The sequence below is a fragment of the Ruegeria sp. SCP10 genome, assembly GCF_040329495.1.
Taxonomy (GTDB): Bacteria; Pseudomonadota; Alphaproteobacteria; order Rhodobacterales; family Rhodobacteraceae; genus Ruegeria.
The window spans coordinates 257,393-279,610 of record NZ_JBDZYF010000001.1; the positions used below are offsets into that span (position 1 = coordinate 257,393).

Here is a 22,218-nt window from a genome sequence, read left to right on the forward strand (position 1 = left end):
AGGTGGAGCCGGGGCGTTGACGCCTTGTGCCTGCCGGTTTAGCTGGCGGGCATGGCGAGAATTCCTTTGTTGCAGATGTCCGACATTTCCCTGACCTTCGGGGGCGATCCGGTATTTTCCGAGCTTGATCTGGTGGTTCAGCCCGGCGACCGCGTGGCGCTTGTGGGGCGGAACGGTTCGGGCAAGTCTACACTCATGAAAGTGATGGCTAGTTTGGTTGAGGCCGATCAGGGCGATATCATCGTGCCCCCCGGCAAATCCGTTGGGTATATGGAACAAGACCCCGGAATGGAGGGGTTTGCCACGCTGGGCGATTATGCCTGCAGCGGGTTGGAGCCCGGCGAGCTGTACAAGGTGGAACGCGCGGGCGAGGGGCTGAAATTTGATCCCGAACGTGCGGTCGAAACCGCCTCGGGCGGGGAACGTCGGCGGGCAGCTTTGGCCAAGCTGATGGCCGAAGCTCCGGATTTGATGCTGTTGGACGAGCCAACCAACCATCTGGATATCGAGGCGATTGGCTGGTTGGAACGCGAATTGGGGTCAACTCGTGCAGCTTTTGTGCTGATCTCGCATGACCGTGCGTTTCTACGCGCGTTGACCCGGGCGACGTTGTGGATTGATCGCGGTGCCGTCCGGCGGCAGGAACAGGGGTTCGAGGCGTTTGAAGCCTGGCGCGACAAGATCTGGGAAGAAGAAGATCAGCAGCGGCACAAGCTGAACCGTTTGATCAAGTCCGAGGCCAAATGGGCCGTGGAAGGCATCAGCGCCCGGCGTAAACGCAATCAGGGCCGGGTTCGGGCATTGCAGGCCTTGCGGGCCGAAAAGGCAGCGCAGATCAAACGCCAGGGCTCTGCCGCGATGACGCTGGAGGCCGGACCGAAATCCGGCCGAAAGGTGATTGAGGCCAAGGGGTTGGTCAAATCCTTTGGCACCCAGCAGATCGTGCGGAATTTTGATCTGCTGGTGCAGCGCGGCGACCGTGTGGCCTTTGTGGGCCCCAACGGTGTGGGCAAGACCACCCTGCTGAAAATGCTGTTGGGGCAGGAATCACCGGATGAAGGCAGTGTCGCTTTGGGCACCAACCTTGAGTTAGCCGTATTCGACCAGACCCGCGCGCAATTGGACCCAGAGATGACCCTGTGGGACAGTCTAACCGGTGACCCCGAAATGCGGGTCTCTGGCAAGGCCGATCAGGTGATGGTGGGCGGGCAGCCCAAACATGTGGTGGGCTATCTCAAGGAATTCCTGTTCGACGAACAACAGGCCCGCGCCGCCGTTAAATCTCTGTCCGGGGGCGAAAAAGCGCGGTTGCTGCTGGCCAAACTAATGGCCAAATCCTCGAACCTTTTGGTGTTGGACGAACCAACCAACGATCTGGACGTGGAAACACTGGATTTGTTGCAGGAGCTGTTGGACGAGTATGACGGCACAGTTCTGCTGGTCAGCCACGACCGGGATTTTCTGGATCGCGTTGCCACGACGACCATTGCCATGGAAGGCACCGGGCGGGCCACGGTTTATGCCGGGGGATGGTCAGACTACATTGCTCAGCGTGGCGACGTGTATGAGAAAAAGGACGAAAAAGCAAAAGCTTCAAAGCCAAAGGTAAAGCAAGAGGTAAAGCCGAAAACAGGTCTGTCATTCTCAGAAAAACATCGGCTTGAGAAACTGCCAGCCGAGATTGCACGGTTGGAGGCCGAGATCGCGAAGCTGGAAGAATTGATGTCCGACCCCGAGTTGTTCACCCGCGAGCCGGTCAAGTTCCAGAAAGCAACTGACGCCTTGGTGGAACGGCAGGAAAAGCTGGTCTCGGCTGAAGAAGAGTGGCTGACGCTGGAAGAAAAGGCCGAGGGCGCTTAAGCGTTCATTGGCCGGGCAGGGTTGCCAACAACGGTTTCACCGGCGGCCACATCCTTTGTGACCACAGCACCCGCACCGACGATGGCATTATCGCCGATTGTCACGCCGGGCAGGATAAGGGCGCTACCGCCAACCCAGACGTTGTTACCGATTGTCACTGGCAGTGCGATTTCCAGCCCGCGGGCGCGCTCTGCCGGGTCTTTGGCGTGTTGCGCGCAATAGATTTGTGCCTGAGGCCCAAACATCGTGTCATCGCCGATCTGCACCCGTGCCGTATCCAGAACCACGCAGCCTGCATTGAAATAGACCCGTTTGCCCAAGTGAATATTGAGGCCATAGGCGCAGTGAAATGGTGCCTCGACATAGCAATCTTTGCCCGGATCACCCAGCAGTGCATGCAGCGCTGGGTCCATGTTGCCGCGCGTATCAGGATCGCACGAGTTATGTGCGTGAACCGCGCGCCGTGCCGCGGCGCGCAGGGATTCGAGTTCGGGATCGAGGCAGCAATACCACGCACCAGCCTGCATTCTTTCGCGTTCAGTCATGGGGCAGATTTACCGCATCCGCAGCGCTCCGTCGATGCGAATGACCTCTCCGTTTAGATACCCCATCTCGACGATGAAACCGGCCAGTCGGGCGTATTCCTTTGGATCGCCCAGACGGGCTGGGTTGGGCACGTCAGCGGCCAGTTGCTGCTGCACCTCTTCGGGTAGGCCTGCCAGCATCGGCGTCATGAAAATACCCGGCGCGATTGCCATAACCCGGATACCGGATGAGGCAAGATCGCGCGCCATCGGCAGGGTCATCCCGACCACGCCGCCCTTGGACGCGGCATAGGCCGCTTGGCCTTTCTGCCCGTCAAAGGCCGCAATCGACGCTGTGTTGATGATCACGCCGCGTGCGCCATCCGGTTCTGGCTCATTTTTGGCCATCTCGGCAGCGGCAAGGCGCGAGACGTTGAAGGTGCCGACCAGATTGATGTCGATGGTACGCTGGAACGCGTCCAGCGGGTGCGGACCGTCCCGGCCCACAGTTTTGATGCCATAGGCGATGCCTGCGCAATTCACCGCCGCATTTATCCGACCCATTTTCTCCATTGCCGTGGCGATGGCCGCCGAGACCGAGCTTTCCTCGGTCACATCGGTCTGTGCAAAATGCCCCCCGATCTCACGGGCGACCTGTACGCCGCGATCCTGATCACGGTCCAGAATAGTGACCTGTGCGCCTTGATCCGCAAAATGGCGGGCGGTTGCTTCTCCCAGCCCCGAGGCGCCCCCGGTGACGATGGCAGCGGTGTTTGACAGGTTCATGGCGGCCCTCCAATTTTTCTGAACAATTGTTCAATAACGGGGTGAGGCGGGATCTGTCCAGACAATTGACTCTGCCTCTCTGAACTATGGTGTCAGGTAACCCTAGGTTAAGAAATCTTCAGCTTGCGCTCATCCAGTTTTTACGGACCACCACCATCTGCTGATCGAATAACCTGACATGTTCGGGTGTTTCTAGGTCAGGAGGATCTGAAAATGTTAACGAGTACCAAAGGTAAACTGGGCGCATTTGCAATTGCGCCATTTGTTGGAATTCTGATGGCAGGCAGCGCGGCTGCCGCAACAGAAGTCTGTAACTGGAAAACCGCTCGCACGGCGGCGAATAACGGAGATTACGCCACACTCTGCGCCTGTTCGCAGGTCACGCCGAGTTTTCTGAAGCAACTGCAAAGGCGCGCAGATTTTGAGACGACCTTGCAGAATACCGGCGCCATGTGCCCGGGTCTTGCTGCCTTGTTGACGGATTTGCCAACGGCGTCGATTTCCGACCCGAACAGCAATCGCGGAGAAGACCGCAGCTCGGATGGCCCATCACAAGGCGCACCGGGTGCGGGTGAAAACGGTGATGGTGGTGATTCCGGTGGCGGAGGCCAAGGGCCGGGTAATGGCGGCGGAGACGATCCTGGCAATGGCGGTGGAGATGGCCCCGGAGATGGGGGCGGCGATCCCGGCAACGGTGGCGGTGACGGTCCTGGTGATGGCGGAGGCGATCCCGGCAATGGCGGCGGTGACGGTCCTGGCGATGGCGGTGGCGGCCCCGGTGATGGCGGTGGTGATAACCCCGGTAACGGGGGAGGAAACGGCCCCGGCAAAGGTGGTGATGGCCCTGGTAAGGGTGGCGGCAAAGGCGGCGATGGTCCCGGCAATGGCAACGGGAATGCTGGAAATCCCGGTAACGGCGGCGGAAACAACAATGGCTCGGGACCGGGTTCTGGCAACAACGGCAACAACAACGGTCAGGGCAATGGTTCCGGAAACGGAAAAGGCGGTGACGGCAAGGGAGGCGGTAAAGGAAAGCGTTAAACCATCTTGCTTCGCAATGGCACAAGAAAAAACGGCCACCATCTGGTGGCCGTTTGTCTTGTTGAACCTTTTGGCGTCAGTTTATCCCATTTGCACCAGCGCATGCCGTTTCTTGCCTGCGCTGAGTTTGATGGGTGAGGACAGGGCAGCCGCATCGATCATCAAACCGGCATCGGTCAACGGCGCGTCGTCCAGCTTGGCCCCGTTTTCGGAAATCAGGCGTTTGGCCTCTTTGCCGGATTTGGCAAGGCCGGATTTGACGATCAGTTGCACAATCGAAACCGGCAGATCATCGCCCGACAGGGTCAGGGTCGGCAGATCATCACCAACGCCGCCTTTTTCGAACACTTCGCGCGCGGTGGCCTCGGCGGTTACGGCGGCCTCAGATCCGTGCAGCAGGGTTGTGACCTCATTTGCCAAGCGGATTTTGGCCTCGTTGATCTCGGATCCTTGCAGCGCGGCCATCCGGTCGCATTCGTCCACAGGCAGCTCGGTGAAGATTTTCAGGAACCGGCCCACATCGGCGTCGGTGGTGTTGCGCCAGAACTGCCAGAACTCATAGGCCGACAGCATATCGCCGTTCAGCCAGATGGCACCGCCCTGCGATTTGCCCATCTTGCGCCCGTCGCTGGTGGTCAGCAGAGGGGTGGTCAAACCATAAATCTCATGATCCAGCACGCGGCGGGTCAGGTCGATCCCGTTGACGATATTGCCCCACTGGTCCGAGCCGCCCATCTGCAGAACGCAGCTATACCTGCGGTTCAGTTCGAGGAAGTCATAGGCCTGCAGGATCATGTAGTTGAATTCGAGGAAGGACAGCGATTGCTCCCGGTCCAGCCGGGATTTCACCGATTCAAAGCTCAGCATCCGGTTGACCGAGAAATGCCGCCCGATATCGCGCAGAAAATCGAGGTAGTTCAGGCTGTCGAGCCATTCGGCATTGTTCAGCATCAGCGCGCCGGTTTCGCTGTCGTCATAGGACAGGTATTTCGAGAACACCTGCTTCATACCCGCGATATTCGCGTCGATCTGCTCAGGGCCAAGCAAGGGACGTTCATCCGAACGGAAGGAGGGGTCGCCCACCTTGGTGGTGCCGCCACCCATCAGAGTGATGGGCTTGTGTCCGGTCTTTTGCAACCAGCGCAGCACCATGATGTTCATCAGGTGGCCCACATGCAGCGACTGCGCGGTGGCGTCATAGCCGATGTAAGCCGTCTGCACCCCAGAGATCAGCGCGTCGTCAAGGCCCTGATAATCGGTGCAGTCAGCCAGAAAGCCGCGCTCGATCATCGTGGCGATGAAATCCGATTTGGGGTGGTAGGTCATAGTTTGCCCTTTGGGTTTATGTTGCGGGGCACTGTATAGGCGGCAGATGGGGTAAGGGAAAGGCACCAATTCGCAAGAAATGATGGCCTAGTGCACCGGCGCTTCGCCTTTGGCCGGGGTGAGGGGCAGCTTGAACGCGTAGAGCATTGCGCAGACGTTCAAAATGGCCAATGCGATGATAGGCGTTACCGGGTCGTGCAGGTGTGCCACCGCTCCGAGGCCTGCCGCAAAGGCAATCCCGAACAGGCCCGCCGTCACATCGCCCAACGCGACCAGATAGGGGCGCTCTTTCTCGCCGGTCATTTCGATCAGATACAGGTAGCGGCCATAGATTACGCCGTTGCCACCCAGCGATAAAAGCAGAATGACAAAGGCGTAGATCCAGACATTGGAAGCATAGCCCATCATCGTGAACCCAAGCGCTGCGATAGCCGAGATTGCCGAGGTCAGGCAGCCCAGCCACATCACATGTTTGACCGAAACGCGACCACTCAGCCAACCCCAAAGAAGCGAGCCGATGACCACACCGGCGCTGGCTCCGATCACGAAATAGCTGAGCGAGTGTTTGGTGCCGATATGGTAGGTTGCGGCGTGGATCGTGTAGAATGGCATGGCCAGTTCGACCGAGACGAACAGCAGCCGCGCAATCAGGAATTTGCGATACCAGGGCATGGCCATTCCGGTTTCAAAACCAGTTGCCAGTTCTTTCAGCGGCTTTGGCTTTATTGCCGGTTTTGGCGGACTTCTTATTTCATCCTCGAACAGCTGCACACCGGCAAAGCTGATCCCGGCTGCAAACATGGCAATCACGCCGCACCACATGACCACGATATGCCGTTGCATCGGCTGGTCTGAGGACAACAGATCCTTGGTCGCCCATACCACGATGATTGCAAGCACACCCGATATGGTCGCCTGGGCAAAGACCATTCGGTTGCGTTTCGCCTCGGGGACCGAGGTGCCATAAATCTGGCTCGTCCCAAGGCTGGTAATGCCTTGACACAGGCCCATGATGATCGCCGTCAGCAGAAACAGCAAAATGACCATCGTTTGCGGCAGGTTGGTCGCAAACAGGGCGACGAGGGCCAGGATCGCTCCGGTCAGCAGGTTTGGGATATAGACCGCAACCTTTGCACGGGTGATGCGGTTGATCAGCGGCGAAACAAAGATTTCAGCGATCAACCGTGCGCCTGTGACGAACGGCAACAGCAGCCCTGCAACAAAGGCTGGCGCCCCCAAAGCCAGGTATAGAAAGGGCAGAACAAGGCGCGGGTTCACCAACTGGCCGCCAATCGTGGCCAGAGACCCGGACCAGAAGATCAGTTGATAATTGCGGCTTTCGACCGTGTGGACGTCCTTGGGTGCTTGTTGCTGTGCCATATGCTGCGTGTCGTTCGAAAGAGTCGGTGTATTGCGAAGATACTATGCTGACGTGAAACTGAAAATTGCTCAACCACCACATTAATCTTGGGTGTTGATCCCGGGTCGCGCATGGCAAAAAACACAAACCGCACGGGTATTCGCCTTGCCTTGGGATTCGAAAAGCGGGCAGTGTCGCAGCAGCATCTAACCCTTGGGCAGGAGAGCAGCAGGTGCGCCGAACCATAAGAACAAACGGACCGATCCGCGCGCTGGGTGCGATGTCGGGCACCTCGCTGGACGGGGTGGATACGGCGGTGGTCGAAACGGATGGGCACAGGATCTTTGGGTTCGGTGAAAGCGGCTATCGCGCTTATTCCGAGGCAGAGCGCGCGGTGTTACGGGCCGCATTGGGCCAGTGGCATGGCGCGGACGTTGATGCGGCGGCTGAGCTGGTGACTGTGGCCCATGCCGAGGCGCTGTCCGAGTTCGATGAGATTGATCTGATCGGTGTCCACGGCCAGACCTTAGCGCATGAACCGCGCGGACGTGGCACGCTTCAGGTGGGCGATGGGCTTGGGTTGGCGCAGGCGCTGGGCGTTCCAGTGGTCTGGGACTTCCGCAGTGACGACGTGTCGATGGGGGGTGAGGGGGCGCCACTCGCGCCATTCTATCACTTTGCCTGTGCCAAATGGATCGGCGCGGATGCGCCCCTGTGTTTCCTCAACCTCGGCGGCGTGGGCAATCTGACCTATGTGGACCCCAACTTTGACGGTCCCGAGATGCCGGGCGCATTGCTGGCCTTTGATACCGGGCCTGCGAATGCGCCTGTCGATGATCTGATGCAGGCGCGCCTTGGCCTGCCGATGGACCGAGACGGGGCATTGGCGCGGGAGGGGACTGTAGAAAATGGCGCCCTGGAGCTGTTTCTGGATGAACCGTTCTTTAGCAAAATGCCGCCGAAATCGCTGGACCGGAATGACTTTGCCGAGATGATCGGACTGGTTCAGGAACTCAGCGACGCTGACGCAGTAGCAACCCTGACAGGTATGTGCGCCGCCGGGGTGGTGCAGGGGATGGATCATTGCCCCAAACCTCCATCACGGCTGCTGGTCACCGGGGGCGGGCGGCACAATCCGGTACTGATGGAGATGTTGCGGGTGGCGCTCGACTGCCCGGTCGAACCGGTAGAAGCGGTGGGTTTGGATGGCGATATGTTAGAGGCGCAGGCCTTCGCCTTTCTTGCGGTACGAGTCGCGCGCGGTTTGCCGACCTCATGCCCGGGAACAACGGGGGTTCCAGCTTTGGTGGGCGGTGGTGTTGTCAGTGCGGTCTCGGCCCGAAGCGCTGGTTGAGGCGCGACCGGAAAACAGTTCAAAAAAACAACTCATTGTGCGACGGTTGGGTGGGACCCATGCAATGAAGGTAAGGTAGAATGGCCACAAAAGCCGAGCTTGAAGCCGAACTTGATAAGCTGCGAAAACGCAATGCTGAGCTGGAGGCAAAGACCGGATCAGCCCCAGAACCCGAAGATCAGAGCGAACCGGTCAAAACGTCGGATGAAATCCGCAGATTGCTGGCCGATCACGGGATCGATCTGAGCAAGGCGCAATCGCTGGGCGAGGATGTGGTCGAGGAGTTCGGGCGCTTGCAGAAAGACTATCCGCTCACTGCGCTCGTGATTGCCTTTTCGCTGGGCTACGTGGTCGGACGGGCACAGGGTTAGGAGTGACGCGATGAGCAGATTGAGCAGAAATCTGGTGACGATCTACCGAACCGAGCATCTGATCGCGCGTCGCCGTTTGGCTGTTATGCGTCAACAGACCATTTTGATGGTGCTGGCGGGAATATCGGCCTTGTCTGCCCTCGTTTTATTGGATGTTGCTCTGTTTCTGGCCTTGAAAGACGTGATGTCGCCCGCAGGGGCGGCTGCGGTACTGTCGTTCGGCAATCTTGCTTTGGCTGTATTGCTTGTCCTGATTGCGCGGCGATCGAATGTCGAAGATGAGGTCGCGCCGGCAGTAGAAGTTCGGGATATGGCGATAGCAGATATTGAAGATGAACTGGAGGAACTGGCTACCGAGGCGCGCGATGTTGCGCGTGCGGTCAAAGGCATTGGTGCGAATCCTCTGGGGTCACTCACTGCGGTGCTGGTTCCCCTGATCAGCCTGCTGCTAAAGTCCCGCAGCAAGGAGTAGGGGGCTCTGCCCCCGTCGCTGGGCGACTCCCCCGGGATATTTATGGCCAGATGAAGACTGGATCCTAGGAATTGAGGCTTCGGGCGTAGTCCTTGGTGAATTCGGTGTAACCGTTTGATGTGGATTTCAGGTGGGTTTGGGTCCAGTTGTGAAGCGCGGGAAGTTGGTGGAAGGGCACATTCGGAAAGGCGTGATGTTCTGCGTGATAGGGCATGTTCCAGGCCAGAAACCGGATCATCCGGTTGGTGAATGTGGTGCGCGAGTTTTCCAGCATGTTGGCCACGGGCGGGCAGAGGCCGTGTTCGGCTAGCAGATAGAGGCGCAGCGCAGGCTGGCAGATCAGCACCGGTAAAATCCAGAGCCAGAACAGAATTGGCGTGAAGAACAGGCTGAATATCGCCAGCGCATAGAGCCCCAGCAGAATGCGGGCTTCGGTGCGGATCGCGCCATGTTGGCGGGCAGGCAGATAGGGGGCGTCGATCCTCCCCCTTGCATTGCGCAGCAGTGTTTTGACCATCCCGAGCCAATAGGGCCAGCCGCTGAGATAGAGGAGTAGGCTGGTCCAATCCTCGGGGCGGGGTTTGCCTGCAAGTTCCGGGTCGTTTCCGGGGTGGTTGGTCCATTTATGGTGGGCCAGATGGAAGTATCGAAACCATGTGAAGGGCAGAATGATCGGCACCGAGACCAGATGCCCCGCTGCTTCATTAATCCAGCCGGATTTGAACGGGGTTTTGTGGGTGCATTCGTGGCTGAGCGTGAAGAGGAACACAAGCAGCAACCCCTGTGGGATCAGCAGCATTGGCCAAAGCGGGACCTGCACTGCGATGCCTGCCGTGCTTGCCCCCAGCAAAGCGACATAGAGCGTCAGGTGGCGCAGCCCGGCGCGGTCAGTCCTTTGTTGCAGTTGCTCTTTGGTCTGGGCCGGGATGGCTGCGATCAGGGCGCGGTGGTCCATCAATCACACTCTTGGAATTTCGAACCCGGGCGTGGCCAGTTCGAAGCCCTCAAACTCGAACCCCGGTGAAACGGTGCAGCTGACCAAAGTGAAATCGCCAGTGCTGCGCGCGGCTTGCCAATGGTTCTTGGGCACGATCAACTGCGGTGCACCTGCGGTCAGGTCCGGGGTCAGCAGGTGATCGGTGGCCGGACCCTGATCCGTTGCGCTGAGCGACAGGATGAGCGGCGCGCCCGCGTGATACAGCCAGATCTCGGTTGAATCTACGCGGTGCCAATGGCTGTTCTCTCCGGCTTGCAGCAGAAAGTAGATACAGGTGCCTGTGGCGCGGCCCGGATTATCGGCGCGCCAAGTTTCCTTGAACCAGCCGCCTTCTGGATGGCGTTGCAGGTTCAGGTGGGTGATGATGTCGTCGGCGGTCATAGTATCCTCGGCGTTTCTGTGTGGATTATGCACGGGCGGGCGTGATCTGCTATGGCAATTGTCGGCGCAGCTCATATGTTTGCGACATGACCCTGACGATCCCGTTTGACAACAGTTACGCCCGTTTGCCTGACGCATTCTTCTCCCGGCAAGCACCCGTGCCCGTGCGGGTGCCAACGCTGATCGCGTTCAACGAAGATCTGGCGCGGCTGCTGCAGATTTCGCCCGGCGAAGCGCAAGAAATGGCCGAAGTCTTTGGCGGGAATGCGCTGCCAAACGGGGCTGAACCCTTGGCGCAGCTTTATTCCGGGCATCAGTTTGGCACCTACAATCCGCAACTGGGCGATGGGCGCGCCGTGTTGCTGGGTGAGACCATTGGGGCTGATGGCGTGCGGCGGGATATCCAACTTAAGGGCTCGGGGCCCACGCCGTTTTCGCGCCGGGGGGACGGGCGCGCCTGGCTGGGGCCGGTTTTGCGCGAATATGTGGTGTCCGAGGCGATGCATGCGCTGGGCGTGCCAACCACCCGGGCACTGGCGGCCGTGGAAACAGGTGAGCCTGTCTATCGCGAAGCGGCGATGCCAGGTGCGGTGTTGACCCGCGTGGCCCGCAGCCATCTGCGGGTGGGCACGTTTCAGGTGTTTGCGGCGCGCGGGCAGTTGGAAAACCTGCGACGGCTGACTGACTATGCCATCGAACGCCACTACCCGCAGGCCGACGGGCCAATGGGCCTGTTGCGCGGGGTGCGTGATGCGCAGGCGCGGCTGATTGCGCATTGGATGAGCGTTGGGTTTATTCACGGGGTGATGAATACCGACAATTCCTCGATTGCCGGTGAGACCATCGACTATGGCCCTTGTGCGTTTATGGACAGCTATCACCCGAACACCGTCTACAGCTCGATTGACCGGATGGGGCGCTATGCCTATTCCAACCAACCGGATATCGCGGTTTGGAATCTGGCGCAGTTGGCGACCGCTCTGATCCAGCAGATGGAGGATAAAGAGGCCGCCGTGGAAGAGGCAACCGAGATTGTGCATGCGATGCCCGATTTGTTGCAGGAACAATGGCTGACGCGGTTCCGCGCAAAGATTGGTCTGACGCGCGCGGAAGAGGGAGATCAGGATCTGATCTCGGACCTGTTGAAGCGCATGGCTGAAAATCAGGCGGATTTCATCAATACGTTCCGTGCTTTGGCAGGCGATGCTGCGCGGGACCAGTTCACCGACCCGAGCGCCTTTGACGGCTGGGCGGACGGTTGGACCGAGCGCCTGGATAGGGAAGACGATCCACAAGTGGTGATGATCGCCGCGAACCCCGCTTTCATTCCGCGCAATCATCGCGTCGAGCAGATGATCGAGGCCGCTGTAAAGGGCGATTATACCCCGTTCCATCGACTGAACACGGTTCTGGCACAGCCTTATGAGGATCAGCCCGAGGCGGCAGACCTGATGCGGCCCCCGACATCCAGTGAGGTTGTTCAGGCAACGTTCTGCGGGACATGAGCGGCGCGGGCTTGTTTCGCGTCTGGCTTTGTCGCTACATAAAATGACCGTTTGCTCAGCTGCTTAGACTGCGATCATGACTTCAGCCCAGACCTTGCGTCTTGCCAGTTACAATATCCAGAAATGCGTCGGGCTGGATTTCCGACGTCAGCCGCAGCGGATCATGCAGGTCCTTGACGGGATGCAAGCGGATATCGTTGTACTGCAGGAGGCCGACAAACGCCTGCCACCGCGCCCTGCCGCTTTACCGCATTTCATGCTGGATGAAGCGGGCTGGCAGATCGTTGATCTGGGCGGGGCGGGCAGCCTGGGCTGGCATGGCAATGCGGTCATCTGGAGGGGCGACCAGATCTCGGTTCGCACAACAGGTCACCACGATTTGCCGGGGTTCGAGCCACGCGGCGCTGTTCGGGTCGAATTCGACACACAAATCGGGCCACTGCGGGTAATGGGGGTGCATCTGGGGTTGCTGCCTGCGTCCCGGCGTCAGCAGATCACGCATATCCGGCGGTGTGATGACGGGCTGGATGAAATGCCCACCGTGTGGGCCGGGGATTTTAACGAATGGTCACGCCAGCCCGTGCTGGACAAGCTGGTGCCCGAGATGCGGTTTTTGCCACCGGTTGCCAGCTTTCCCGCGGCGCAGCCGCTGGGAGCGCTGGATCGGATCGCCCTGGGGCAGGGGATCACGGCACTGGATCACGGGGCGCATCAGGATCGCCCAGCCCATATCGCCTCGGATCATTTGCCGATCTGGGCAGATTTGCAGCGTGCGGGATGATCTCAGCCTGAGGCGTCGAATCCCTGTAGCGCTGGGCGTTCAGACCGGTTATGACAGCAACCCAAGAAGCGGCTGAGGGGCACCATGTCGGATACGATTATCTCGCGTTGTGAGGCCAAGGGCCTGCGCATGACAGGCCAGCGGCGCATCATCGCGCAGGTGCTGGAACAGAGCGCCGATCACCCCGATGTGGAAGAGCTGTATGCCCGTGCCTCGGCACTGGATTCCGGTATTTCGATCGCCACGGTATACCGCACCGTCAAACTGTTTGAAGAAGCGGGGATTCTCGAACGGCTTGAGTTCGGTGACGGGCGCGCCCGCTATGAAGACGCAGAACGTGATCACCATGATCATCTGATCGACATGCAATCGGGCGAGGTGATTGAATTTGTCGATCCTGAGATCGAGGTTCTGCAGGAAAAAATCGCTGCCAAGCTGGGCTACAAACTGAAAGGCCATCGGCTGGAACTTTACGGTGTGCCGTTGGACAAAGACTGACATATCACAAAAAGCGATTGGTCGGCGCACGGGAATTCATTGAAAATTGAAGCAATTTTGCTTGCGACGTCGCAGGCGTTTCGGTTCTGGTGACCATCGGGCCTGCTGGTTTGCGGTCCGATCCAATGGATACGCGCATGAACAACGTAAACGGCATCTTGCTGCTTGTCGGGTCGATGGCAGCTTTTGCAATCGAAGATATGTTTATCAAACACCTGTCAGCCACTGTGCCGACCGGGCAGATTCTGATTGCGCTGGGCATCGTCTGTGGTGGCAGCTTTGCCATCTTGGCGGTCGCATCGCGTAAGCGGATCTTTGATCCGGCTGCATGGGGGCTCTTGCCGCTTGCGCGCGCGGCCTCTGAAGGGCTGGGCGCGGTGTTGTTTGTGACCGCACTGTCTCTGATCGATCTGTCAACGGTGGCAGCGGTGTTTCAGGCGCTGCCCTTGGCGGTGACAATGGGGGCCGCGCTGTTTCTAGGCGAACAGGTGGGCTGGCGCCGTTGGAGCGCCATTGGCGTCGGATTCATCGGCGTTCTGATGATCATCCGCCCGGGGCTGGAGGGGTTCCAGCCCGAAACCTTGCTGGTTGTTGCAACTGTCTTTCTGATTGCAGCGCGTGATCTGATCACCCGCAGGCTGGACGTTCGGGTCGCCTCGACCGTGGTTGCGATGCAGGCCTATATCGCCGCGATCATCGCCGGTGGCGTGTTGATGATAAGCACAGGGCAAACATATGCTCCGGTGCAATCGGCTCAGGTTTTGCCATACCTGGCCGCCTTTGTGTTCAGCATGTTGGGCTATTACGGCATCGTGGCTGCAATGCGGGTGGGTGAGGCGTCGGCCATGATGCCCTTCCGCTATACCCGGCTTGTGTTCTCGATGATCGCAGGCATGTTGATGTTCAGCGAGCGCCCGGATGCGCTGACCCTGGCAGGGGCTACGTTGATCATTGGCTCGGGGCTTTACACCTTTGTGCGCGAACGCCGGCTGGCGCGTCAGATGGTCCCGGCCTGATCCCGTGTTGGCGCAAACAGCAAACTGTTAGCCCTAAAGGCCAGAGAATATGGGTGTTAGCGATAACGCGATAGGTTTACTTTTTGCTGGTTGGTGCTATGAGGCGTGCAACTGATTTCAGCCATAGGGACGGGCCTCATGAGCACCATCATCGACATCCATGCACGCGAGATTCTGGACAGCCGGGGCAACCCGACGGTCGAAGTGGACGTGATTCTGGAAGACGGCACCATGGGCCGCGCCGCCGTGCCATCAGGCGCATCGACCGGAGCTTATGAGGCGGTCGAGAAGCGGGATGGCGACAAGGCACGCTACATGGGCAAGGGCGTGCTAGAGGCTGTCGCTGCGGTGAACGGTGAAATCGCCGAGGAACTGGTTGGGTTTGACGCGACCGAGCAGGTGGCCATCGACCAGGCAATGATCGAACTGGACGGGACGGAAAACAAGGGCCGTCTGGGTGCAAACGCCATTCTCGGTGTCTCGCTGGCAACCGCCAAAGCGGCGGCGGATTTCACTACTCAGCCCCTGTACCGCTATGTCGGCGGCACCTCAGCCCGCGTTCTGCCCGTGCCGATGATGAACATCATCAATGGCGGCGAACATGCCGATAACCCAATCGACATTCAGGAATTCATGATCATGCCGGTCTCGGCCGCGAATATCCGCGAGGCGGTGCGCATGGGGTCCGAGGTGTTCCACACGCTGAAGAAAGAGCTGTCGTCGGCAGGACTGGCGACCGGTGTGGGCGACGAGGGTGGGTTCGCTCCGAACATCGCAAGCACCCGCGAGGCGCTGGATTTCATCCTGAAATCCATCGAAAAAGCGGGCTACAAGCCCGGTGAGGAAATCCATCTGGCGCTGGATTGCGCGGCGACTGAATACTTCAAAGACGGCAAATATGTTCTGGCGGGTGAGGGCACGACCCTGACATCGGACGAAAACGCGGCCTATCTGGCTGCGCTGGTGAATGACTATCCGATTATCTCAATCGAAGATGGCATGTCCGAAGATGACTGGGACGGTTGGAAGGCCCTGACCGACGCGATCGGTGACAAGGTGCAACTGGTGGGCGACGACCTGTTCGTGACCAACCCCGCGCGTCTGGCCGAAGGCATCGAACGTGGCTGCGCGAACTCGATGCTGGTCAAGGTGAACCAGATCGGTTCGCTGACCGAAACGCTGCGCGCCGTCGATATGGCCCACCGCGCGCGGTACACCAACGTGATGTCGCATCGCTCGGGCGAGACCGAAGACGCCACGATTGCCGATCTGGCAGTTGCGACGAATTGTGGTCAGATCAAAACTGGCTCGTTGGCACGGTCGGACCGGTTGGCCAAGTACAACCAGTTGATCCGCATCGAGGAATCTCTGGGCGAAGTTGCCGAATACGCGGGCGCATCGATCCTGAAGTAAACAAAAAACGGGGGCCAAGCGCCCCCGTTTTTGCTGGTGCAGAAGGTGTTAGCCCTTGATCTTCTTGATGATCATGCCGACAACGACTTGAACAACCAGCCCGGCGACCCCGCCGCCGACAAAGTTTGCCGCAAGCGCACCAATATCCATTCCGCCTGCTGCTGCGCCGCCTGCGCCCAGCAGGCCGCTAAGCAACTGACCTCCGCCGACGCCGCCAACGGCACCGGCGAGCATGTTGCCCAGATTGCCCATATCCGAGCCTTTTACGATTTTACCACCGCCGGTGCCACCAATTGCACCGCCGATCAACTGTCCGATCAACTGTTCCATCTTCATACCCCTTCAAATGTTCGTTTTTTGGTGGTGCACGCTGTCTAATTGGCAGAGCAACAAACGGTCACGGGGAAAGATGGATCAAAAACAACCGTTATAGCCCTGAAAGCTGGGCCATGCGGACACAAGGGGTTGCGGAATGCAAAGAGTTGAGCGCTCAGAGGATCTTGCTCATCAGCATGTACCGCTCACGCGCTTTGAAGCCGGTGCGCAGATACAGCTTTTGCACAGCCTCATTTGTGCGATCGACCTCAAGATGCAGGGCGGTCAGGCCGGCGCCAGCCAGGGCTTTGGGCAGTTCCAGCAGAACTTCGGTTGCGATGCCTCGGCCCCGAACGGCAGGGCGGATGTAAATCTCATCGACAAACGCATCCATGCCGCCAAACTCGACCGACCAGCCAAAGGTGAGGATGACATAGCCCAGTGGCGCGCGACCCGGTCCGATCAGATAAACGCATCCATGCGGTATACCCTCCAGCAAGGGGGTTAGCGCGGCGCGGCGTTTCTGGTCGTCCTGTTCAATACCCTCTTCGCCATGGAAGGCCGAAACCAGCGTCATCAGGCGATCCAGATCCTCGGGGCGGGCCAGGCGGAGCGCGGCGGTCATAGGCGGGCCAGCCTTTCTGTCAGAAGCGTGAAAAAGCCATGCGCGTCCACGTTGCCCATGAACATGGCGTTTGGTGTACGGTCGGTTACGCCCCACCAATCCGCGACGGTCATGCCCAAAGTCAGTTCTGATTGCGTTTCGATTTCAACGTTGATGTGACGGCCCGAGAACAGCTCTGGCTGGATCAGATAGGCGGTCACACAGGGGTCGTGCAGCGGCGCACCTTCTGATCCGTATTTCTCCTTGTCGAACCGTTCAAAGAAATCGGTCATTTCGGCAACCGCATGGCCAACCTGGCTGCCGAGCGCGCGGAACGCATCGTTGCGATGGGGTGTGACCAGCGCATCATGGGTAACATCCAGCGGCATCACGGCGATATGAATGCCGGATTTGAACACAATTTCAGCAGCTTCCGGATCGACATAAATGTTGAATTCGGCGGCTGGTGTTATGTTTCCGACCTCGAAATACGCGCCGCCCATCAGGACGATTTCCTGTACCCGCTCGATGATATCAGGCGCTTTCTGGAACGCTGTAGCGATATTGGTCAGCGGCCCCAACGGGCAGAGCGTTACTGTGCCCGGCTCATGCGCGCGCAGGGTTTCGATGATAAAATCCACCCCGTGACCCTCGGCCAGAGGCATCTGTGGGTCCGGCAGAACAGGGCCGTCCAGCCCGGTTTTTCCATGGACATGTTCTGCTGTGACCAGCGGGCGTTTCAGCGGGCGCTCGCACCCAGCATAGACAGGGATATCCGTGCGCCCCGCCAGTTCACAAACGATGCGTGCGTTCTTGGCCGTCAGTTCCAGCGGGACGTTTCCGGCAACGGCGGTGATGCCCAGAACCTCGATCTCTTCCGGGCTGGACAGGGCCAGCAGAATGGCGACGGCGTCGTCCTGTCCGGGGTCGGTGTCGATGATGATCTTGCGCGGTGCCATTGTGCCTCCGGTGTCTTGAAGCGCGGACACTCGCAAGTGTCACCACACTTGTCCAGCGGTTTCAGGCCCCAATCTTCGCATTCGCAGGCAGAACTTTGCCGTTGGCGCGATGCTCTTCGGTTTTGACCTCATCCCACAGCGCATCCATCTCGGCCAGATCGCTTTGGGCAGGGGTTTTGCCGCGGTCGGCCAGCCGCGCCTCGACTTTCTCGAAACGGCGGGTGAATTTGGCATTGGTGCGACGCAGCGCGGTTTCAGCCTCGATGCCCAAATGACGGCCCAGATTCACCATGACGAACAACAGATCGCCAAACTCATCCTCGAGCGCGTCCGCATCCATACTGTCGCGCGCCTCTTCCAGTTCGGCAGCCTCTTCGGTGATCTTGGCAAGCACATGGCTGGCATCGGGCCAGTCAAATCCAACGCGGGCAGCGCGTTTTTGCAGTTTTTGTGCCCGCAGAAGGGCGGGCAGGTTGGCGGCCACACCGTCCAGCGCGCCTTTCTGTTCCTTGCCTGCGCGTTCGGCAGCTTTGATCGTTTCCCAATCCTTGGTCTGCTGATCAGCGGATTTTTCACGGGATTCGTCGCCGAACACATGCGGATGACGGGCGACCATCTTGTCGGACATGGTGCGGACCACGTCCTGAAAGCTAAAATGCCCAGCCTCTTCAGCCATTTGGGCGTGAAAGACGGACTGGAACAACAGGTCGCCCAATTCTCCCTTCAACTCATCGTAGGCCTCACGCTCGATGGCGTCGGCGACCTCATACGCCTCTTCGATCGTGTAGGGGGCGATGGTCGAAAAATCCTGTTCGATATCCCAGGGGCAGCCAGACTCCGGGTCGCGCAGGCGGCGCATGATTTCCAGCAGGCGCTCGATACCCGCATCGCTGTCATGGATCAGAGGATTTTCAGCCATTGCGAACCCTTTCGTTCCGGTGTCAGATGCATCCATTCCGCAGTCCCGATCAGGAGTCCACCCCAGATGCCCGTCGTCAACCGAATTGCCGATTTTGCCGCCGATATGGCCAAGTGGCGCCAGCACTTGCACACGATCCCTGAACTGGAGTTCGAATGCTATGAGACAGCCGCTTTCGTGGCAGAGCGTTTGCGGGAGTTTGGTGTGGATGAGCTGCATGAAGGGATCGCCAAAACCGGTATGGTGGCGATCATCAACGGGCAGGGCAAAGGCCCGACCATAGGGTTGCGCGCGGATATGGACGCGCTGCCGATCCCGGAGGAGACGGGCGTTGAATATGCCTCGAAAAACCCCGGAAAGATGCATGCCTGCGGGCATGACGGGCACACCACGATGCTGCTGGGCGCTGCACGCCACCTGGCTGAGACGCGGAATTTCGCGGGCCGTGTGGCGCTGATCTTTCAACCGGCTGAGGAAGAGGGCGGTGGTGCTGATGCGATGGTGCAGGAAGGCATCATGGACCGGTTCGATATCTCTCAGGTCTATGGTATCCATAACGATCCGGGAAACCCCGAGGGCGCATTTTACACTACGGCCGGGCCAATCATGGCCGCTGTCGATACGTTTGAGATTCATGTACAGGGCGTTGGTGGCCACGGGGCCTTGCCGCATCAGACCAAGGATCCGGTGATGGCGGCCTGTGGGATCGCGCAGGCGATCCAGACGATTGTCAGCCGCAACCATTATGCAGTCGATGATTTGGTGGTCTCAGTTACTCAAATCCATGCCGGGACCGTGAACAACGTGATCCCTGATACCGCCTATCTGAACGGCACGGTCCGCACGTTTGACCCGTCGGTGCAGAAGATGGTGATGGAGCGGATGGAGCAGATTGTAGCGGGGCAGGCGACTTCTTACGGGGTCGAGGCGACGCTGGATTATCAGATCGGCTATCCGGCGACTATCAATGACGCTGAGAAAACAGCCTTTGCCGCAGATGTGGCGCGCGAGGTCTCAGGCGAGGACCGCGTTGTCGACAATATGGGGCGCGACATGGGTGCCGAGGATTTCTCATACATGCTGCAGGCGCGTCCAGGGGCCTATCTGTTTCTGGGTCAGGGTGAGGGCGCCGGGCTGCACCACCCGAAATACAACTTCAACGATGATATCGCGCCGGTCGGGGCCTCGTTCTTTGCCCGGATCGTGGAAAAGGCGCAGCCGCTGGGCTGAGGGGACAAGACATGGCACTGGAAGACGCAAAACATCAGGTCGATGAGGCCTTTACCAACCCCGACCTCAAGGGCCTGTCCTATGAGAACACCTTTGGCGGCGCGACTTCGTTCCTGCGGCGGCTATATACCAAGGATCTGAAGGGTGTGGATATCGCCGTCACCGGAGTGCCCTTTGACCAAGCGGTGACGAACCGCCCGGGCACAAGGCTCGGCCCCCGCGCGATCCGCGAAGCGAGTGCCTTGCAATCCCCCGACGCGCCCTATGGCTGGCCCTTTGACGCGCTGAGCGAACTGGCCATCGTCGACTATGGCGATATGGCCTATGATTACGCCAATATTCCGGCCTTTCCGGACACGCTGACCGACCATATCCGCACGATTCTGGCGGCTGACGTGGCCTCGGTCACCTTGGGCGGCGATCACTATATCAGCTTTCCGATCCTGAAAGCCTATGCCGAGAAATACGGGCCCATGTCGCTGCTGCAGTTTGATGCGCATACGGACACCTGGGCGGACGATGATATGTCCCGCGTCGATCACGGCACCATGTTCTACAAGGCGGTGAAATCGGGGATCGTGGACCCGAAACGCTCGGTTCAGGTTGGTATCCGTACCAGCAACGAGGATACTCTGGGCGTCAATATCATCAACGCGCGCGAGGTTTACGAGTCCGGCCCCGCCGCCGTGGCGCAGAAGATCAAGTCCATTCTCGGCGGCCGTCCCGTCTATCTGAGCTTCGATATCGACGGTCTGGACCCAGCCTTTGCGCCCGGTACGGGAACGCCGGTTTGGGGTGGGATAACGTCGATTCAAGCGCAGATCATCCTGCGTGATATTGCCGGGATTAACATCAAGGGCGGGGATGTGGTCGAGGTCTCTCCGCCCTACGACACGTCTGGGGCAACGGCGATTGCCGGCGCGCATGTGGCGACGCAGATTATTTGCCTGCTGGGATGGAACAGGCTCATGGCTGACAAAAAGTAAACGCGCAACGGCGCGCGTTAACGGATGATTAGCCATACCTCCGGTATGTGCTTAAGCAAGTGAATGGACGGGATGGGACCCAAACGCGCATGACTGAATATAATCAACCCATTAGCGGCAACGACCTGGCGCGGTTTTCCGGGCCGAACACGTTCATGCGGCTGCCGCAGGCGACCTCGCTGGCGGGGCTGGGTGTGGCGTTGCTGGGCATACCGATGGATATTGGAACCTCGTGGCGGTCGGGCACGCGGTTCGGACCCAAGCAAATCCGCAGTGAAAGCGCGATGATCCGGCCCTATAACATGGCCACATCGGCAGCCCCGTTTGATGCATTGCAGATTGCCGATATCGGTGATCTGGCGATCAACACCTTCTCGCTGTCTGAAAGCCTGAAGATCATCAAGGACAGCTATGACGGAATACTAGCTCAGGGCGTGACCCCTGTCGCTATGGGTGGCGATCATTCCATCACCCTGCCGATCCTAAGGGCGATTGCCGCGAAACACGGGCCGGTGGCGCTGGTGCATGTGGATGCCCATGCGGATGTAAACGATGAGATGTTTGGCGAACGTGAAACCCACGGCACCGTCTTCCGCCGCGCCTATGAAGAGGGGCTGATTGTCCCCGATAAGACTTTTCAGATCGGCATTCGCGGCTCGGGCTATGCCGCCACCGATTTTACCGAGGCCAAGGGCTGGGGTTTTCGCCAGTTTCCCGCGTGGGAGTTGTGGCAGCAGAACCTGACGCAGATCGGCTCGCAAATCCGCAAAACGGTTGAGGATCACCCTGTCTACATCACCTATGATATCGACAGCCTTGATCCGGCCTATGCCCCTGGAACCGGCACGCCCGAGATCGGCGGTCTGACCACACCTCAGGCGCTGCAACTGATCCACGCCTTGCAGGGGATCAATGTGGTGGGCTGTGATCTGGTCGAGGTCTCACCGCCTTACGACCCCTCCGGCAATACAGCACTGACGGCAGCAAACCTTTTGTTTGAGTTGCTTTGCATCCTGCCGGGCGTGACGTCACGGTAGGGGTGTGGCCGAGGCGCGATGCCGATAGGCTGCACGCAAATGGATTGAGCGGACAGATGAAGATGGTGCTTTGGGTATTGATCGCGATGGGCGTTGCAATGAGCGCTTATATCCGTCTTTCGCCTTCAGACCCTGCGCGCTGGCACGTGGCCCCTGAAGGCGCGGAGAGAAATCTGCCGGGTGGAGTAGTTCGGATCGTCGAGACCGGTCCTGATGGGCTGGCGCGCCTTGACAGCATCGCTGGTGCAACACCGCGTACCCGCGTTTTGGCCGGTTCGGTGAGCGACGGGATGGTCACCTACATCACCCGCACTAAGGTGTTTGGCTTTCCCGACTATACCACAGCTCAGCAGGACGGAGACACGCTGCGAATCCATGGCCGGTTGCGCTTTGGCCGCAAGGATTTCGGGGTGAACAAAGCCCGCGTTGATGGGTGGTTGGCGCAGATATAAGTTATTGAAAACACAATTTTCTAGAGCCGTA

General features: G+C 59.2%; 24 protein-coding genes. 14 read left to right on the forward strand and 10 right to left on the reverse strand.

Features of this window, described 5'->3' with window-relative positions:
- Positions 1 to 51 precede the first annotated feature (51 nt).
- On the forward strand, positions 52 to 1,860 hold the full coding sequence (locus ABLN87_RS01375; protein WP_353006736.1) for an ABC-F family ATP-binding cassette domain-containing protein: 1,809 nt from the start codon (positions 52 to 54) through the stop codon (positions 1,858 to 1,860).
- Here ABLN87_RS01375 and ABLN87_RS01380 read toward each other — a convergent pair.
- Both ABLN87_RS01380 and ABLN87_RS01385 read right to left on the reverse strand, forming a co-directional pair.
- Positions 1,857 to 2,405, reverse strand: coding sequence for a sugar O-acetyltransferase (locus tag ABLN87_RS01380; protein WP_353006739.1), 549 nt, complete (start codon positions 2,403 to 2,405; stop codon positions 1,857 to 1,859). The genes ABLN87_RS01375 and ABLN87_RS01380 overlap by 4 nt on opposite strands.
- Before the next feature lie 9 nt (positions 2,406 to 2,414).
- Positions 2,415 to 3,170, reverse strand: a complete 756-nt coding sequence (locus tag ABLN87_RS01385; RefSeq protein ID WP_353006742.1) for a 3-hydroxyacyl-CoA dehydrogenase — start codon at positions 3,168 to 3,170, stop codon at positions 2,415 to 2,417.
- 213 nt (positions 3,171 to 3,383) lie between these two features.
- Between ABLN87_RS01385 and ABLN87_RS01390 the strand changes: the two genes are divergently transcribed.
- The gene (locus tag ABLN87_RS01390; protein WP_353006745.1) at positions 3,384 to 4,211 is read left to right on the forward strand and encodes a hypothetical protein; all 828 of its coding nucleotides are present in this window, start codon (positions 3,384 to 3,386) and stop codon (positions 4,209 to 4,211) included.
- A gap of 81 nt (positions 4,212 to 4,292) precedes the next feature.
- Here ABLN87_RS01390 and tyrS read toward each other — a convergent pair whose 3' ends face one another.
- Both tyrS and ABLN87_RS01400 read right to left on the reverse strand, forming a co-directional pair.
- Positions 4,293 to 5,537 (reverse strand): tyrosine--tRNA ligase, encoded by a 1,245-nt coding sequence (gene tyrS / locus ABLN87_RS01395; RefSeq protein ID WP_353006747.1) that lies wholly within the window; start codon positions 5,535 to 5,537, stop codon positions 4,293 to 4,295.
- A gap of 87 nt (positions 5,538 to 5,624) precedes the next feature.
- Positions 5,625 to 6,917, reverse strand: coding sequence for an MFS transporter (locus tag ABLN87_RS01400; RefSeq protein WP_353006749.1), 1,293 nt, complete (start codon positions 6,915 to 6,917; stop codon positions 5,625 to 5,627).
- Positions 6,918 to 7,177: 260 nt separating this feature from the next.
- Here ABLN87_RS01400 and ABLN87_RS01405 point away from each other — a divergent pair, with 260 nt between their 5' ends.
- The 3 genes from ABLN87_RS01405 to ABLN87_RS01415 all read left to right on the forward strand — a co-directional run bounded on the left by ABLN87_RS01405 (position 7,178) and on the right by ABLN87_RS01415 (position 9,094).
- Positions 7,178 to 8,251, forward strand: a complete 1,074-nt coding sequence (locus ABLN87_RS01405; RefSeq protein WP_417750380.1) for an anhydro-N-acetylmuramic acid kinase — start codon at positions 7,178 to 7,180, stop codon at positions 8,249 to 8,251.
- A gap of 80 nt (positions 8,252 to 8,331) precedes the next feature.
- Complete coding sequence (locus tag ABLN87_RS01410; protein WP_353006754.1) at positions 8,332 to 8,622, forward strand: hypothetical protein; 291 nt, start codon at positions 8,332 to 8,334, stop codon at positions 8,620 to 8,622.
- A 10-nt stretch (positions 8,623 to 8,632) separates the two neighbouring features.
- Positions 8,633 to 9,094, forward strand: coding sequence for a hypothetical protein (locus tag ABLN87_RS01415; protein ID WP_353006756.1), 462 nt, complete (start codon positions 8,633 to 8,635; stop codon positions 9,092 to 9,094).
- A 64-nt stretch (positions 9,095 to 9,158) separates the two neighbouring features.
- Here ABLN87_RS01415 and ABLN87_RS01420 read toward each other — a convergent pair whose 3' ends face one another.
- Positions 9,159 to 10,049: a fatty acid desaturase gene (locus ABLN87_RS01420; RefSeq protein ID WP_353006758.1), complete on the reverse strand. Its 891-nt coding sequence runs from the start codon at positions 10,047 to 10,049 to the stop codon at positions 9,159 to 9,161.
- A gap of 3 nt (positions 10,050 to 10,052) precedes the next feature.
- A complete protein-coding gene (locus ABLN87_RS01425) occupies positions 10,053 to 10,472 on the reverse strand; it encodes a cupin domain-containing protein (RefSeq protein ID WP_353006761.1) in 420 nt (139 codons plus the stop codon).
- Positions 10,473 to 10,558: 86 nt separating this feature from the next.
- Here ABLN87_RS01425 and ABLN87_RS01430 point away from each other — a divergent pair, with 86 nt between their 5' ends.
- From ABLN87_RS01430 to eno, 5 genes are all read left to right on the forward strand, one after another.
- Positions 10,559 to 11,977, forward strand: a complete 1,419-nt coding sequence (locus ABLN87_RS01430; RefSeq protein WP_353006763.1) for a protein adenylyltransferase SelO — start codon at positions 10,559 to 10,561, stop codon at positions 11,975 to 11,977.
- Positions 11,978 to 12,053: 76 nt separating this feature from the next.
- Positions 12,054 to 12,758 (forward strand): endonuclease/exonuclease/phosphatase family protein, encoded by a 705-nt coding sequence (locus ABLN87_RS01435; RefSeq protein WP_353006766.1) that lies wholly within the window; start codon positions 12,054 to 12,056, stop codon positions 12,756 to 12,758.
- Positions 12,759 to 12,842: 84 nt separating this feature from the next.
- Positions 12,843 to 13,256: a Fur family transcriptional regulator gene (locus ABLN87_RS01440; RefSeq protein ID WP_170530477.1), complete on the forward strand. Its 414-nt coding sequence runs from the start codon at positions 12,843 to 12,845 to the stop codon at positions 13,254 to 13,256.
- Between the two features lie 137 nt (positions 13,257 to 13,393).
- Entirely contained in the window at positions 13,394 to 14,272 is an 879-nt protein-coding gene (locus ABLN87_RS01445; RefSeq protein ID WP_353006768.1) for a DMT family transporter, read from the forward strand.
- Between the two features lie 138 nt (positions 14,273 to 14,410).
- Entirely contained in the window at positions 14,411 to 15,685 is a 1,275-nt protein-coding gene (gene eno, locus ABLN87_RS01450) for a phosphopyruvate hydratase (RefSeq protein WP_353006770.1), read from the forward strand.
- A gap of 48 nt (positions 15,686 to 15,733) precedes the next feature.
- Here eno and ABLN87_RS01455 read toward each other — a convergent pair whose 3' ends face one another.
- The 4 genes from ABLN87_RS01455 to mazG all read right to left on the reverse strand — a co-directional run bounded on the left by ABLN87_RS01455 (position 15,734) and on the right by mazG (position 18,482).
- Positions 15,734 to 16,015 (reverse strand): hypothetical protein, encoded by a 282-nt coding sequence (locus tag ABLN87_RS01455; RefSeq protein WP_353006772.1) that lies wholly within the window; start codon positions 16,013 to 16,015, stop codon positions 15,734 to 15,736.
- A gap of 160 nt (positions 16,016 to 16,175) precedes the next feature.
- Positions 16,176 to 16,625, reverse strand: coding sequence for a GNAT family N-acetyltransferase (locus ABLN87_RS01460; RefSeq protein ID WP_353006775.1), 450 nt, complete (start codon positions 16,623 to 16,625; stop codon positions 16,176 to 16,178).
- Positions 16,622 to 17,563: a nucleoside hydrolase gene (locus tag ABLN87_RS01465; protein ID WP_353006777.1), complete on the reverse strand. Its 942-nt coding sequence runs from the start codon at positions 17,561 to 17,563 to the stop codon at positions 16,622 to 16,624. The genes ABLN87_RS01460 and ABLN87_RS01465 overlap by 4 nt, the downstream gene beginning before the upstream one ends.
- 61 nt (positions 17,564 to 17,624) lie before the next feature.
- Positions 17,625 to 18,482 carry a nucleoside triphosphate pyrophosphohydrolase gene (mazG, locus tag ABLN87_RS01470; RefSeq protein WP_353008363.1) on the reverse strand — a complete coding sequence of 286 codons (858 nt, stop codon included), beginning with the start codon at positions 18,480 to 18,482 and terminating at the stop codon, positions 17,625 to 17,627.
- Positions 18,483 to 18,548: 66 nt separating this feature from the next.
- Between mazG and ABLN87_RS01475 the strand changes: the two genes are divergently transcribed.
- The 4 genes from ABLN87_RS01475 (at position 18,549) to ABLN87_RS01490 (ending at position 22,187) form a co-directional block, all read left to right on the forward strand.
- Positions 18,549 to 19,712, forward strand: a complete 1,164-nt coding sequence (locus ABLN87_RS01475; RefSeq protein WP_353006779.1) for a M20 aminoacylase family protein — start codon at positions 18,549 to 18,551, stop codon at positions 19,710 to 19,712.
- 11 nt (positions 19,713 to 19,723) lie between these two features.
- Complete coding sequence (gene speB, locus ABLN87_RS01480; RefSeq protein WP_353006781.1) at positions 19,724 to 20,698, forward strand: agmatinase; 975 nt, start codon at positions 19,724 to 19,726, stop codon at positions 20,696 to 20,698.
- Between the two features lie 89 nt (positions 20,699 to 20,787).
- Positions 20,788 to 21,735, forward strand: coding sequence for an agmatinase (gene speB, locus ABLN87_RS01485; RefSeq protein WP_353006783.1), 948 nt, complete (start codon positions 20,788 to 20,790; stop codon positions 21,733 to 21,735).
- 56 nt (positions 21,736 to 21,791) lie between these two features.
- Positions 21,792 to 22,187, forward strand: coding sequence for a DUF1499 domain-containing protein (locus ABLN87_RS01490; RefSeq protein ID WP_353006785.1), 396 nt, complete (start codon positions 21,792 to 21,794; stop codon positions 22,185 to 22,187).
- The last annotated feature ends 31 nt before the right edge of the window (positions 22,188 to 22,218 follow it).

Excerpts from the sequence above, each read along its gene's own strand:
- ABLN87_RS01465 (WP_353006777.1), bottom strand. The coding sequence starts at position 17,563 with ATGGCACCGCGCAAGATCATCATCGACACCGACCCCGGACAGGACGAC.
- ABLN87_RS01420 (WP_353006758.1), bottom strand. The coding sequence starts at position 10,049 with ATGGACCACCGCGCCCTGATCGCAGCCATCCCGGCCCAGACCAAAGAG.
- ABLN87_RS01435 (WP_353006766.1), top strand. The coding sequence starts at position 12,054 with ATGACTTCAGCCCAGACCTTGCGTCTTGCCAGTTACAATATCCAGAAA.
- tyrS (WP_353006747.1), bottom strand. The coding sequence starts at position 5,537 with ATGACCTACCACCCCAAATCGGATTTCATCGCCACGATGATCGAGCGC.
- ABLN87_RS01405 (WP_417750380.1), top strand. The coding sequence starts at position 7,178 with ATGTCGGGCACCTCGCTGGACGGGGTGGATACGGCGGTGGTCGAAACG.
- mazG (WP_353008363.1), bottom strand. The coding sequence starts at position 18,482 with ATGGCTGAAAATCCTCTGATCCATGACAGCGATGCGGGTATCGAGCGC.
- ABLN87_RS01410 (WP_353006754.1), top strand. The coding sequence starts at position 8,332 with ATGGCCACAAAAGCCGAGCTTGAAGCCGAACTTGATAAGCTGCGAAAA.
- eno (WP_353006770.1), top strand. The coding sequence starts at position 14,411 with ATGAGCACCATCATCGACATCCATGCACGCGAGATTCTGGACAGCCGG.
- ABLN87_RS01430 (WP_353006763.1), top strand. The coding sequence starts at position 10,559 with ATGACCCTGACGATCCCGTTTGACAACAGTTACGCCCGTTTGCCTGAC.
- ABLN87_RS01390 (WP_353006745.1), top strand. The coding sequence starts at position 3,384 with ATGTTAACGAGTACCAAAGGTAAACTGGGCGCATTTGCAATTGCGCCA.
- ABLN87_RS01385 (WP_353006742.1), bottom strand. The coding sequence starts at position 3,170 with ATGAACCTGTCAAACACCGCTGCCATCGTCACCGGGGGCGCCTCGGGG.
- ABLN87_RS01460 (WP_353006775.1), bottom strand. The coding sequence starts at position 16,625 with ATGACCGCCGCGCTCCGCCTGGCCCGCCCCGAGGATCTGGATCGCCTG.
- ABLN87_RS01380 (WP_353006739.1), bottom strand. The coding sequence starts at position 2,405 with ATGACTGAACGCGAAAGAATGCAGGCTGGTGCGTGGTATTGCTGCCTC.
- ABLN87_RS01445 (WP_353006768.1), top strand. The coding sequence starts at position 13,394 with ATGAACAACGTAAACGGCATCTTGCTGCTTGTCGGGTCGATGGCAGCT.
- ABLN87_RS01425 (WP_353006761.1), bottom strand. The coding sequence starts at position 10,472 with ATGACCGCCGACGACATCATCACCCACCTGAACCTGCAACGCCATCCA.
- ABLN87_RS01455 (WP_353006772.1), bottom strand. The coding sequence starts at position 16,015 with ATGGAACAGTTGATCGGACAGTTGATCGGCGGTGCAATTGGTGGCACC.
- ABLN87_RS01415 (WP_353006756.1), top strand. The coding sequence starts at position 8,633 with ATGAGCAGATTGAGCAGAAATCTGGTGACGATCTACCGAACCGAGCAT.
- ABLN87_RS01440 (WP_170530477.1), top strand. The coding sequence starts at position 12,843 with ATGTCGGATACGATTATCTCGCGTTGTGAGGCCAAGGGCCTGCGCATG.
- speB (WP_353006781.1), top strand. The coding sequence starts at position 19,724 with ATGGCACTGGAAGACGCAAAACATCAGGTCGATGAGGCCTTTACCAAC.
- ABLN87_RS01475 (WP_353006779.1), top strand. The coding sequence starts at position 18,549 with ATGCCCGTCGTCAACCGAATTGCCGATTTTGCCGCCGATATGGCCAAG.
- ABLN87_RS01375 (WP_353006736.1), top strand. The coding sequence starts at position 52 with ATGGCGAGAATTCCTTTGTTGCAGATGTCCGACATTTCCCTGACCTTC.
- speB (WP_353006783.1), top strand. The coding sequence starts at position 20,788 with ATGACTGAATATAATCAACCCATTAGCGGCAACGACCTGGCGCGGTTT.
- ABLN87_RS01400 (WP_353006749.1), bottom strand. The coding sequence starts at position 6,917 with ATGGCACAGCAACAAGCACCCAAGGACGTCCACACGGTCGAAAGCCGC.
- ABLN87_RS01490 (WP_353006785.1), top strand. The coding sequence starts at position 21,792 with ATGAAGATGGTGCTTTGGGTATTGATCGCGATGGGCGTTGCAATGAGC.